This is a genomic window from Candidatus Flexifilum breve (assembly GCF_016713355.1).
This window is the reverse complement of record NZ_JADJPI010000004.1, coordinates 655,602-668,110: the sequence shown is the minus strand read 5'-3', so window position 1 is coordinate 668,110 and position 12,509 is coordinate 655,602. Positions and strand designations below refer to the sequence as shown.

11 protein-coding genes and 1 pseudogene are annotated in these 12,509 nt (G+C 60.8%); 4 read left to right on the top strand and 8 right to left on the bottom strand.

Going from position 1 to position 12,509, the window contains the following annotated elements:
- Position 1 precedes the first annotated feature (1 nt).
- The 3 genes and pseudogenes from IPK17_RS03710 to IPK17_RS03700 form a co-directional block, all read left to right on the top strand.
- Positions 2-460, top strand: coding sequence for a c-type cytochrome (locus IPK17_RS03710; protein ID WP_343416320.1), 459 nt, complete (start codon positions 2-4; stop codon positions 458-460).
- The gene (locus IPK17_RS03705; protein WP_343416319.1) at positions 461-2,170 is read left to right on the top strand and encodes an Rqc2 family fibronectin-binding protein; all 1,710 of its coding nucleotides are present in this window, start codon (positions 461-463) and stop codon (positions 2,168-2,170) included.
- Between the two features lie 6 nt (positions 2,171-2,176).
- Positions 2,177-2,980, top strand: a pseudogene (locus IPK17_RS03700) (polyphosphate kinase 2 family protein); the annotation flags it as partial.
- A gap of 81 nt (positions 2,981-3,061) precedes the next feature.
- Here IPK17_RS03700 and IPK17_RS03695 read toward each other — a convergent pair.
- From IPK17_RS03695 to IPK17_RS03675, 5 genes are read right to left on the bottom strand one after another with little or no spacing between them, the layout of a single operon-like run.
- Positions 3,062-4,255: a glycosyltransferase family 9 protein gene (locus tag IPK17_RS03695; RefSeq protein ID WP_343416318.1), complete on the bottom strand. Its 1,194-nt coding sequence runs from the start codon at positions 4,253-4,255 to the stop codon at positions 3,062-3,064.
- On the bottom strand, positions 4,248-5,462 hold the full coding sequence (locus IPK17_RS03690; protein ID WP_343416317.1) for a glycosyltransferase: 1,215 nt from the start codon (positions 5,460-5,462) through the stop codon (positions 4,248-4,250). The genes IPK17_RS03695 and IPK17_RS03690 overlap by 8 nt, the downstream gene beginning before the upstream one ends.
- Positions 5,463-5,481: 19 nt before the next feature.
- A complete protein-coding gene (locus IPK17_RS03685; RefSeq protein WP_343416316.1) occupies positions 5,482-6,687 on the bottom strand; it encodes a glycosyltransferase family 4 protein in 1,206 nt (401 codons plus the stop codon).
- Positions 6,605-7,240, bottom strand: coding sequence for a substrate-binding periplasmic protein (locus IPK17_RS03680; protein ID WP_343416587.1), 636 nt, complete (start codon positions 7,238-7,240; stop codon positions 6,605-6,607). The genes IPK17_RS03685 and IPK17_RS03680 overlap by 83 nt, the downstream gene beginning before the upstream one ends.
- Positions 7,197-8,675, bottom strand: coding sequence for a glycoside hydrolase family protein (locus tag IPK17_RS03675; RefSeq protein WP_343416315.1), 1,479 nt, complete (start codon positions 8,673-8,675; stop codon positions 7,197-7,199). Before IPK17_RS03675 ends, IPK17_RS03680 begins: the two co-directional genes overlap by 44 nt.
- A 44-nt stretch (positions 8,676-8,719) precedes the next feature.
- Here IPK17_RS03675 and IPK17_RS03670 point away from each other — a divergent pair, with 44 nt between their 5' ends.
- A complete protein-coding gene (locus IPK17_RS03670; protein WP_343416314.1) occupies positions 8,720-9,775 on the top strand; it encodes an SUMF1/EgtB/PvdO family nonheme iron enzyme in 1,056 nt (351 codons plus the stop codon).
- On the opposite strand, the gene IPK17_RS03665 is transcribed toward IPK17_RS03670, so the two are convergent.
- Genes IPK17_RS03665 through IPK17_RS03655 form a run of 3 tightly spaced genes read right to left on the bottom strand, consistent with a single transcriptional unit; the run spans position 9,772 to position 12,405 of the window.
- Complete coding sequence (locus IPK17_RS03665) at positions 9,772-10,149, bottom strand: response regulator (RefSeq protein ID WP_343416313.1); 378 nt, start codon at positions 10,147-10,149, stop codon at positions 9,772-9,774. The genes IPK17_RS03670 and IPK17_RS03665 overlap by 4 nt on opposite strands.
- A gap of 8 nt (positions 10,150-10,157) precedes the next feature.
- Positions 10,158-10,619 carry a response regulator gene (locus IPK17_RS03660; RefSeq protein ID WP_343416312.1) on the bottom strand — a complete coding sequence of 154 codons (462 nt, stop codon included), beginning with the start codon at positions 10,617-10,619 and terminating at the stop codon, positions 10,158-10,160.
- Positions 10,606-12,405, bottom strand: coding sequence for a sensor histidine kinase (locus tag IPK17_RS03655; RefSeq protein ID WP_343416311.1), 1,800 nt, complete (start codon positions 12,403-12,405; stop codon positions 10,606-10,608). Before IPK17_RS03655 ends, IPK17_RS03660 begins: the two co-directional genes overlap by 14 nt.
- Between the last annotated feature and the right edge of the window lie 104 nt (positions 12,406-12,509).

The window sequence follows — 12,509 nt, the reverse complement described above, 5'->3', positions numbered from 1 at the left end:
TATGAAGAAATACCGGATCGGGTGGGCAGTGGTCGTTGCGACGGCGCTGCTCATCATTGTCGTCATCCTGTTCCTCGTCGAAGCCTTCAGTTTCAATCAGGGCGCGGTTGGCATTGAGCCGCTCAGCGCGAGTGCGTATCGCCAGCGCGTCGATGCGCTGCTGGCGAACGCGAACCCCGCGGATGCGGAGGCGGCCATTCAGAAATACGGCTGCCCGGCCTGTCATCGTCAAGGCGCGGCGAACGGGATCGCGCCGTCGTGGGTCGGTGTGGCCGAACGAGCGGCGACACGCCGCCCGCCCATGCCGGCGGACGCCTATCTCTACGAGTCAATTATCCACCCGGAGGCGTTTCTGGTGGACGGCTACCCCAACTCGATGGTGCCCAACTTCGGCACCCGCATCAGCGATCAGGAACTGGGTGACATCATCGCCTATCTGCTCACAGCGGACGCGCAGTAAATGAACCTCGATGCCTTCACCCTCTCCGCGCTGGTGGATGAATTCATGGACACGCTCGTCGGCGGGCGCGTGCAGGATTCGCTCGGCGTGGATGAGGACAGCATCGGTCTGGAAATCTACGCTAATCACCGCCGCCAATACCTGTATCTGAGCGCGAATCAGTCGACGCCGCGCGTGCATCTCGTGCCGGATCGACTGCGCCGCGGGGTAGCCAAGCCCTCCACCGTCGGGCTGCTGTTCCGGCGCTATGTCGAAGGTGGCTTGATCGCCCACGTCAGCCAGCCAGCGTGGGAGCGCGTACTGCAGATCAATGTGCAGGGGCCAGAAGGTGAGGTGAGCCTCATCATTGAGCCCATGGAGCGGCGCAGCAACCTGCTGCTCGTGCAGAACGGCATCATTCTGGACTGTGTGCGGCGGGTAGGAGCGGACGAGAACCGCTACCGTGTCAGCCTGCCGCAGCATCCGTATGTTCCACCGCCGCCACAGGTTGGCAAGCTCAATCCGCTCACGCTGACGCTTGAAAGTCTGCTCGGCATCTTCGCGCAGAACGACGACCCGAAGAAGAAGACACACCAACTCCTGACGGCGCGCTTGCTCGGTGCGAGTCCGTTGGTGGCGAAAGAGATCGTCTTCCGCGCGACCAGATCAACCGAGACGAAAGCGGCAGAGGCTGACCCGGAAAAGCTGCTGGCGGCGCTGCACAGCCTCGTCGATCCGTTAGCGCGGCGCGAGTGGCAGCCCGGCATCGCGGAAGGCGAACGCGGCATCACTGCCTTCAGCGTGTATCCGCTGGAGTCACAGCCCGGTTGGCGGCGCGTCGAGTTGGTGAGCGAGGCGCTCACGCTGTACTACAGCGCCCCCGTCGGTGAGGACGCGTACAATGCGGCGAAGAAGCCCATTCAGGAAGAGATCGCCGAAGGCGCGGCCAAGATCGAAGGGCGGTTGGTGTCACTGCGCCGCTCACTCAAAGACGAGTCGGAGCGCGAAACGCTCAAGCAGAGCGGGGAACTGATCCTCGCCTATCAGTACAGCATCGCCAAAGGCCAGACCGAACTCAAAGCACAGTACGATCTCGACGCACCGGAACTTAGCATTCCACTCGACCCCGAGCTCACGCCGCTGGAGAACGCGCAGCGCTACTTCGACAAGTACAACCGTGCCAAGCGCGCGCTGGAAGATGTCCCCGGTTTGATCGAAGAGGCGGAACACGACCTCGACTTCCTCAAGCAGTTGGCGACGGATGTGCAACTCGCGGCCAACTGGACCGAGATCGACGAGGTAGTGCAGACGCTGCAAGCCAAGGGCATCTGGCGGGGCAAGCCACAGCAGAAGATTGGCGGGCAGAAGAGCGCACCCCTGCGGGTTGTCACAAGCGATGGTTTTGTGATCTGGATCGGGCGTAACAGCCGCCAGAACGAGATCGTTACCTTTGACAAGGGCAGCCCGATGGATTTGTGGCTACATGCGCGCGGCGTCGGCGGGTCACATGTGATCATCAAGTTTGACGGACGTCCGATCCCCGAACGGGTGATCGAAGGCGCGGCAGCATTGGCAGCCTACTACAGTGCCAGTCGCGGCGAGGGCAAAGTCATCGTCGATGTGACCGAGCGGCGCTATGTGCGCAAAATCAAGGGCGGGGCGGTCGGCATGGTGACGTATCGCCATGAGACCACCCGCACGGTGAGCCCGCAAGCGGAAACGGACTTTTAGAGTAGAATGGAAGACATTATCGTCCCGACGGAGAGGTCTTCCATGCCCAAGCAACTCCTCATCCCCAAAGGCAAGGTCAAGCTTGCCGATTTCAGCCCGACTGAGACCGATGGCTACACCAAAGAAACTGGCCGCGCTGAGGAAACCAAGCTGGAACCACGGTTGGTCGAGCTGCAGGAACGACTGTACGCGAGCGGCAAGCAGTCCCTGCTGATCATCCTGCAAGGCATGGACACGTCCGGCAAAGACGGCGCGGTCAAGCATGTGTTTGATGTGGTCAACCCAAACGGTATTCGCATCGCCAACTTCAAAGCGCCGAGCCTCGATGAACTGGCGCATGATTTTCTGTGGCGTGTGCATCGCGAAGTGCCGCCGAAGGGCACCATCGGTATTTTCAACCGCAGCCATTACGAAGACGTGCTAGTGGTCCGCGTGAATGGGCTCGTACCGGAGTCGGTCTGGAAAGCCAGCTACGAGCAGATCAATCAGTTCGAGCGCATGCTAAGCGAGACGGGCACGCGCATTCTGAAGTTCTTCCTGCACATCAGCAAGGATGAACAGAAAGAACGCCTGCAAGCGCGGCTCGATGACCCGGCGAAGCACTGGAAGTTCAACACGGGCGACCTCAAGGTGCGCGAACAGTGGGACGACTACATGAGCGCCTACGAGGACGTGCTCACCAAGTGCAGCACGAACCACGCGCCGTGGCATATCGTGCCGGCGAACAAGAAGTGGTACCGCAATCTGGTGATTACGCGGACGGTGGTCGAAACACTGGAGTCGATGAATTTGCAGTATCCCGAACCCGCCGAGGATTTGAGCACGGTGGTGATCCCGGCCGTTGGGCTCCAGATTAAATGTGCAGCGTGGCAGCGGACGCGCGTTGCGTCCCTACACGTCGACATTCACCACGCGCCGCGCGGCTTCGAGCACGCTGCCGACGGGAATTTCGCGTACACACGGGTGATGGGCGGGGTCGTCGCCGCCCCAGTCGAGGATGCGGCATGGGCGACAGCCGATATTCGAGGTGAGCACGATGTGCTTATCCGGCGAACCCCATTGCCGGAATTCGACCGGGTCGGCGGGGCCGAACAGCGTAACTGTTGGCGTGCCGACCGCCGCCGCGAGGTGTAGGGGGCCGCTGTCTGCGCCCAGCACGACCAGCGCGCGTTCGTACAGCGCCGCGAGCGAGCCGATGCCCGTATCGCCCGCCATGACGCACGCGCGGTGCTGCATGTGGCTGATGATCGACCGCACCAGCGCGACTTCGTGATCGCCGCCGGTGAAGACCACCGTCGCTTCCAATTGATCGCACAGCGTGTCGGCGACGGATGCCCATTTCGCCTCGTCCCACCGTTTGACCCACTGCCCCGCGCCGGGATGAATGGCGAAAATTCGCTCCTCTACCCCCCATTCGCTCAGGTAACCAGCGACCCAACTGCGATCTGCCTCGGCAACGGGATAGCGTAATGTGAGGCTTTCGGCGGGCAGCGCGCCAATTATGCGCTCGACGAGACGGGCGCTTTGCAGCACGGCGTGCTGGTATTCATGGGGAATGGCTTCGGTCAAGAATGGGGCGACATCCGGTAGGTCGTAGCCGATGCGCACCGGAATACCCGCCACCTGCGCCAGCATAGCGCCCCACCAGTGATCCGGGCGGAAGATGATCGCGCTGGAGTAGCCGATGCGCCGCAAATTGCTCGCAGACGCGAGCAGCAGTTCATAGGGTGACCGCCAGTTGAGCTTGGTTTGGCGCGTGAAACCGGGAAACGGCAGCGTGAGCACGTAGTCGATATCGTCAAAGTTGGCGATTACATCGGCTGACCAGTGGCCGACCAGCGCGTGCAGTTCGGCGGTAGGGCGGGCGCGGCGCAGCGCTTGAATGGCCGGGGTGGTGAGCAGGACATCGCCGACGTGATCGGGGCGGATCAACAGGATGCGCTCCTGATCGCGCGGTTTCTGCTTGGGGATCGGCAGATGCCCGATGGTGCCCAAAGCCAGCCGCCGCACACGATGTTTGGTCGGCGTCGCGTGGAACGCTGCCGCCATCGCGCGATTGCGTAAAACGAGAGCTTCTCTATCCAACACCTATGTCCTTGTAGATCGCCAGCAGGCAGGGAGTGAGCGCTGACCAGTCATAGTGCTGGCGCACCACGCCCCGGGACTCGGTGCCGAGGCGCGCGCGTTCGGCAGGGGTATTCAGCAGGCGGATGACAGCATCGGCAAAGCCGCGCGCGCTGTCATCGACCAGAATGTTTTGGCGGGCGTCATCGCGCAGCCCGGCAATCGCCGCATTCGTCGCCACGACCGCGCAGCCCGCTGCCATCGCTTCCAAGATCTTCAGGCGTGTGCCGCTGCCCATGCGCAAGGGCGCGATATACACGCTGGCGGCGTGCAGGAAGGGCTGCACTTCGGCTACCCACCCTGTGACTTCGATCTGTTCCAGTGAACGGAGCGAGTCGAGGCTGGCGTGCGGCTTCTGCCCAACGATGTAGAGGCGCGTATCCGGTATGCTGGCAGTGATGAGCGGCAGCACATCGTCGGCAAACCACTGCATAGCATCGACGTTCGGGCGGTAATCCATTTTCCCCGTGAAGACCAAGACGTGGTCGCCCAGTTCAAGGCGCTGCTGCGGCGGCTGCAGGTAGTCGCTGACGAAAATGCCATTCGGCAGCACGTGGATTTTGCCATCCGCGCGGAAGACTTTGAGCGCAGCGGCATCCTCATCGGAGACGGCGATGACGCCGTTCGCCGTGGCGCAGATGTGCTTTTCGAAATGGAAGATGCGCGCCGCCTGAATCTGCGAATAGACCGCTGCGGCGAGGCGCTTGCGGCTCTTGGTCTCCACCTGCGCGATCACCCGTTGGAGCGCGTACTCCGCGTTGTGCGCGTCATAGATCAGCTTGGCCTGCGGCTGGAGCTGCCGCGCCAACGGTAGGAAAATCGCCATTTCCAGACCTTCAAACTGGATCAGGTCGAAGCGCTTAGCCATCAGCAAGCGGGAGAGCTGGTCGCGGGCTTCGTGGGTTTCCAGCCGCCGCGCGAGATCCGGATGACTGGAGAGGGCGAGGTCGCGCAGGCGGCGCGCCGTACTGCGGACGGGCGGCCTCACCGTGACGATCTCATGGCACAGCCCGGGGAGCGGGGTGCCTTCGGCGGATTGTTCGCTGAAGCTGAACAGCGTGATCTGATGTCCTGCTTCCCGTAGGCCGCGCAGAATGCCGTAGTTTCTCAGCGCACCCCCTTGGTGCGGCGGATAGGGGAGCGCGGGTGTCAACAATAGAATGTGCATTACAGTCGAACCCTGCCGTTCACAGTAAAGCTTGGTAGACCGATAAAACCGTGCGCGCCGTCGCTTCCCACTGGAAGGTAGCGGCCCGACGTAACCCGGCGGCGCGCTGCTGGTCACGCCAGACTGAGTCGCTCAGCGCATGATTGATGGCTTGGGCGATGGCGGCGGTGTCGTCCGGGTTGACCTGCAGCCCCACATCACCGACGACTTCCGGCAGTGACCCGCGGTCGCTGACGATGGGCACGGTGCCACAGGCCATCGCTTCCAACGCGGGCAAGCCAAACCCTTCATAAAACGACGGTGTGATGAGCGCGGACGCCCCGCTGTACAGCCCCGGCAGATCGGCCTGTGGGATTTTCTCACGCCACAGCACGCGGTCGCCGAGGTTCAAACGCGTGATTTGCTGCATCGTCTCCTCGAACAGCCACCCCCGGTTGCCGGCCAGCACGAGCGGCGGCGCGTCGACCGGGAGCTGGGCATAGGCTTCGATCAACCCGGCGATGTTCTTGCGCGGCTCAAACGTGCCGACATAGAGCAAATACGCGGGCGGAAGAGTCAGCGCGGCGCGTACGCGGGCGATCTCTGCGGGTGGCTGCGGCTGGAACGCCTCGTCGACGCCGAGCAGATGCACGGTGATTTTCTCCGCGGGGACATGCAGCATGGTGATCAAATCGCGCTTCGTCGCCTCACTGTCTGCGAAGATATGATCAGCCTGTTCGACCGCTGTGTTGATCTGCCCGTTGTAGTAACGTAAGCTGTCGGCAGTCAGATACTGCGGATAGAACAGAAAGTTCAGGTCATGGACGGTGATCACGTGCCGCCGTGCCCCGCGCAGAGGCGGGATGAAATCGGGCGAATGCAGCAATGCCAGCCGAAAACGCGCTAGCTCGACGGACAGCGCCACTCGCTCCAGCCGATGATGGCACGGCGTCCATAGGTCAGCACGTTGGAAGCGCGTGACCAGCGTTTCGCGCGCTTTGCGGCTGTGCAGGACGACGTACGGGTGCTCAAAATCCAACCGTTCCAGCGCCTGTATGAGGCGAACGATGTAGGTGCTGATGCCGCCAGTGCGGTAGTAGGTCAGACGTGCGTCAATGCCGATCATGGCGGGGAGTATAGCCGCCGGATGGGTGGATGTCCAGTTAGAGCCAGCGGTCGAGGAGGGCGGCGACCGTGCCATCGGCGAAGAGTTCGGCCAGCGCCGCGTCGATCCGGGCGGCGACATCGGGGCGGTCGCCGCGGGTGACCAGTGCGTAGAGCGTGTCAGTCACATAGCTATAATTCGCGTTCCACTCGGCGCGGTCGCGCAGGTACAACCGCGCCGTGATCGCGTCGACGAGCGCGGCGTCGGCGTCACCATTCCGCACAGCCTCCAACGCGGCATCCGGTGTTTCGAGCGGCAGCAGGTCGAACGGCTGAATGCGCCGCAGCCAGAAGCGGACTTCGCTTTCGGCGGTTGAGCCGTACTCATAGGCGAGGCGTCGGTCCGGGAGGTCGCGCATGGTCGTGTACGTCCCGTCACTGATGAGCACCAGCCCCGCGTTGAAATAGGGCTGCGTGTAGTGAACAGCGCCGATGCGTGCCATATCAATCGGGAGTGCCGAGATCAGCACATCGACCTGATCGGTGGTGAGCGCGTCGAACAGCCCGTCAAAACCGAGGTTGACGAAGCGTACAGGCAAGCCGATGCGTTCACCAATGGCGCGGGCGAGATCGATTTCGAGGCCGAACAGGTCATCGGCAGTGGCGACGGCGAAGGGCGGGTAGCTGGCATCCACGCCGACGCGGATTTCCGCCGTGTGGAAGATCTCGTAGGCGTTCGGCTCCGCGCCCGGCTGCGCGACGAGCACCAGCACGAGCGCGGTCAGCACCAGCAGCGGGGTGAAGCGAGTGGCGCGCATCATTGAGTACCTTGATGATTTGGGGGGGGGGGGGGGCCCCCCCCCCCCCCCCCCCCCCCCCCCCGGGGGGGGGGGGGGGGGCCCCCCCCCCCCCCAAATATTTCCCTTCCAACAACCCTTTCTTTTTCCCCCCCCCCCGTGGTTTTTTGGTTTTTTCTTTAGGTGTGAGACTTGTCTCTTCCCAACCGCGCGCATAGGCTTGCACCGCATAGTAGATCGGACGCGGCTGAAATTCGGTGTTGGCGAACGTAAAGTTGTCCGGGTAGCTGAACGTCGGGTAGGGGTAGCGAAAAACCCACAGGCACGCCTTTTCGGCCCATTCCCAGTCATTCTCGACCATGCGCAGCGCGTCCAGCGTATATGTCACGCGTTGGGATGCGTGGACAGCTTTCGTCCAGCGCGGATGATCGTTCCAGCCCATTTCGGTGATGTAGACGGGGGTATCCGCATCGCCATGCTCGACCATCACCGCGCGGAGCAGTTCCGCCCGGCGAAAGTTGAGCGCGTCCGGCTGCGGCTCGGCCCCCGGCGGTTCAGTGAAGCCGTAGGTGTGCACGGCCAAAGCGTCGAAATAATCGGCGGCGCCGTTGGCGTAGAGCGCTTCAAGGTACAGAATGTCGTTCAACCCGTTCGGACTGCCCGCGGGTTCAAGTGTGGGCGCGAGGCCCGCCGCCAGCACCACTGCGTGCGGGTTGGCGGCGTGGATCGGTGTGTAGACTGTCCGCAGCAGATCGACGTAACCACGCGGGTCAACCTGCTGATAGCCCCACTCAAAGGCGAGGTTCGGCTCATTCCAGATAATCAAATGGTCGATGATCCCCGCATAGCGCGCGGCGAAATCGGCGGCAAACTGCGCGAAGTCGTCGAAGCGGTCAGTGGGGAGGGTGTTGAGCGTGCTGCGCTCGGCGCGGGGATCGTCGGCGGTTTGCCGCGCCCACCCCGGCACGAGCCCCAACCGCGCGATGATGTGAATGCCCTGATTCCGGGCATGGCGCACGATGCGGTCGGCGCTCGACCAGTCATATTGATCGGGCGAGCGCTCAATGTATGCCCACGGGAAAAATTCGACGATGGTGTTCGCGCCCATCTCGCGCACCAGTTGGAGCGTGCGCTGAATCTTCCACTCTTCGACTTCGTCAATGAGCCGGGTATGCATGCAGACGTGCGGGTGCACCGTCTCCACCACGCGATCCGGCACTTCGAGCGCGGCGCGGGGTGGGGCAGGGACGAGCGCGTTGACCGCCCACACGGCGACCAATAGGCGGATCATCCATGCAAGCAGGGATAAAAGGCGTTTGATCCATTTCACCATACCTGAGTATGATAGCATGGTGACCCGCTAACAAGACAGAGCCTATGAGCCACATCTTCATCAGTTACAGCCACAAAGATAGTGAATACGCGAATCAGCTAGGTGCTTCGCTCGAAGCTTCGGGTTTTCAGGTGTGGATCGACCGCCGCATCGATTATGGCGCGGAATGGTCGGACGTGATTGAAGCGCACTTGAACGAATGCGGGGCGTTTGTGCTCATCATGTCGCGGAACGCGAAGGCGTCGACGTGGGTCAAGAATGAGTTGAGCCGCGCGCAGCGTTTGAATAAGCCGATCTTCCCGATCTGGATCGACGGCGACATTTGGTTGGCCGTCGAATCGCTCCAGCACTTTGACGCGCGTGAGGGTGGCATGCCGCCGCAGAAGTTCTACACCCAACTCGCGCAGATCATTCCGCCCGAGGTCAGCGCTCCGGCGCTGCTGCCCGATTTTGAGCCGCCGAAGCTGCCTCTGCCGGAACCATTTGAATGGTGCGCGATCCCGTCGGGCACGGTCACGTTGAGCGAGGGCGAGCGTCAAACCGTCGAGACCGTCGCGCCGTTCTACATCGCCAAGTACCCGATCACGAATGCGCAGTTCCGGGTCTTTGCCAAGGCGACCGGCACGGAAGTCAAGCCGTCGGCGTTCGCCGGGGATGATGTGCCGCGCACGAACGTCACATGGAACATGGCGACGGACTTTTGCAGCTGGCTGACGCGCGAATGGGGTGATGGTATCATCTGGCTGCCGGACGAGGCCGAATGGCAGCGCGCGGCACAAGGCGATGAGAACCGCCGCTTTCCGTGGGGCGACCAGTTTGATGTCGCGTGCTGCAACACGCGGGAGAGCCAGAAAAAACAAGCCACCCCTGTGTGGCAGTACCCACAGGGGATAAGTTCGTTTGGCGTGCTCGATATGAGTGGGAATGTGTGGGAGTGGTGCGACGATCTATTTGAGATTGACGGTCGCCCCTATGCTTATGCGCGTGGTGGCGCATGGACGAGCTCACAGCATGAGGCCCGCGTCACGTTTCAGGCTGGCTTCCCCGCGGATGATTGGAATTATGATCGCGGGTTTCGCATCGTGGCCATGACGCCCTAGACCTGAACGATCTCCTGCAAGCGCGAGACGAATGTCTGCGGATTCAATGGCTTCGGAAAGTAGCCATCAAACCCGGCGCGGATGGCGCTTTCGGCAACGTCCGTCGCATGATACGCCGTGATGGCGATGATCGGAATATGGGCCGTGCGCGCTTCGGCCCGCACAGCGCTCAGGGTTTGCCAACCGTCACGGATGGGCATGTCCAGATCAGTGACGATGCACGTTGGTTCAAACATGTTCAGCATTTCGAGGCACTGCTCGCCGTTGTGAGCGATGTGCACTTCAATGCCATGATGACGCAGCATGTACGAGACGACCTGCTGATCATCGTAGGTATCTTCAACGACAATGACTTTCCAAGCAGATGTTTTCATTGATGAGTTCAATTCCTGTGTTGGGCTGCACGATTAACGACATCTTCGATGTCGATGATAAACTGGCTGATATCAAAGGGTTTGGAGATATAACCGTCAAAGCCGGCCGCTAAGATCTCTTCCCGGTCACTGAGCATGGCATACGCGGTCACGGCGATAATGGGGATGTGGTTGAGCGCCGGGTTCTCACGCACCAGACGGAACATGGTCCAACCATCCATCGTTGGCATACGTATATCCAGCAGGATCACGGTCGGCGTGACATCCTGCAGAACCTTCAGACCCTCTTCACCATTCATCGCGGTGTAGACCGTCGCACCGTGAAATTTGAGCACGGTTTTAGCCACAATCAGGTTATCCATTGTGTCATCGACGATCAGAACGGTCCAGTTTTTATCGGCGTTTCCTGACATCTCCTGCCATTTCCTCTCTTTGGTTAAGGAACGCTGCCGTCCTTCACCCAGCGGCATATGTGGTTTCGGTGACCAAGGGCAGTTCGATGATGAACCGGCTGCCGGCCCCAACTTCGCTGTGCACGCGGATATTCCCATTCATCATGAGGACGAGTCGGCGGGTGATGGCGAGACCTAAGCCCGTGCCACCGCGGCGCAGCCCATCATCAGCCTGCCGGAACTCGTCAAAGATGCTTTGCTGCATGTGCGCGGGGATGCCCGTTCCGGTATCCTTAACGATCAATCGCCACGAATTGCTATCCCCGCAGCGTGCTTCGAGCTCGACCACGCCGTGATCCGTGAACTTGATCGCGTTCGAGAGCAAGTTGATGATAATTTGCCGCAAACGCTCATCATCTGCCACTATCACGTCGGGCAGGGCAGGGTCGATATGGAAGTTCAGCGCGAGACCTTTATTCTGCGCCAGCACCGCGTTTTGAGCGTGCAGGTTCGTGAAGAATTTGCGCAGATCAAACGTGCGCTCGACGAGTTCCATGCGTCCGGCTTCGATCTTCGATAAATCGAGGACGCTGTTGATCAGCGCGAGCAGGTGGCGGGCATTGACCAGAATGCGATCCTGAAAATCTTGCTGCTCACTGGAGAGCGCGCCGGCCATCCCGGCGAGGAGAAGCTGCGTGTAGCCGATGATCGCATTGAGCGGCGTACGTAGTTCGTGGGACATGTTGGCGAGAAACTGGCTCTTAAGCTGACTGACCGATTCGGCCTGCTTGCGCGCGACGGCTAATTCGCGATTTGTCTTGATCAGCGCTTCGTTCTGCTGTTGGACGAAATGTTCATACTGCTTGCGTTCAATCAAGTGGCCGTAGGTACCGCCGAGGATGGAGATGAGTTCAGCTTCGTAAGGGCGCGGCGGGCGGTGGGAGACGAAGTTGTCGATGACAATGTAGCCGATGGCTTTGTGCCCGTCCCACAGGGTGGCCGCAGCTTTCCATCCGTGACCGATGACGCGGCCGTCGTCGTGAATAGCGCCGGCATCCCACAGTTTGACGTGCTTGGGACTGTTGAGGATTTCGAACGTCCAGTGGTCAGCGGTAACTTCTTCGCGATAGTAGCGCTCATTGCGGATCTGCCCGTCGACATCCACGCCGTAGGTGCCGTTGAGCTGCGTTCCGTCTTCGTTCAGCAGGAACAACCCCATGCGGTCGATGTGCAGGCGGGTTTGAACGAGCTGCACCATTTTGATGTAGAGCTGTTCGGGGTCTTCGACCTCAAGGAGTTCGAGGTGCAGCTCCTGCAGCGCTTTCATGTCATCCAGAAAGGCCTGTTCCATATTCGTCCGCAGGTTGCGGTCAATCAGATGGCCGTAGGTGTTGCCGAGAATCGAAATGAGCTCGGCTTCGTAGGAGCGCGGTGGGCGGTGGGTGACGAAATTATCGATGACGATATAGCCGATCGCGTTGCGGCCATCCCACAGGGTCGTGGCGGCTTTCCACCCTTGACCGACGGTCTCCCCGTTGTCACGAAGGTCCCCGGTTTCCCACAGTTTCACATGTTTGGGGCTGTTGAGGATTTCGAACGTCCAGTGGTTAGTACACACGTCTTCGCGATAGTAGCGTTCATCCCGAATACCGCCGTCCACATCGACGCCGTACGTGCCGAGGAGCTGCCGTCCATCGGGAGTGAGCAGGAAAAGGCCGATTCGGTCAATGTGCAGTCGTTCTTGCACGAGCTGCACCATCTTCACGTAAAGTTGTTCCGGGTCTTCCACCTCAAGGAGCTCGAGATGCAGCTCCTGAAGAGCCCGCATATCGTCGATAAAAGCTTGTTCGATGCCAGTCTGCATAGTGAACTCATTGGGCAATCTCTAACCACTGCCTAACAGTATATTACGACATTCAGTGGATTTAGGGATGGACTTTTCCACAATGGTTGTCGGCGATGCTTGGT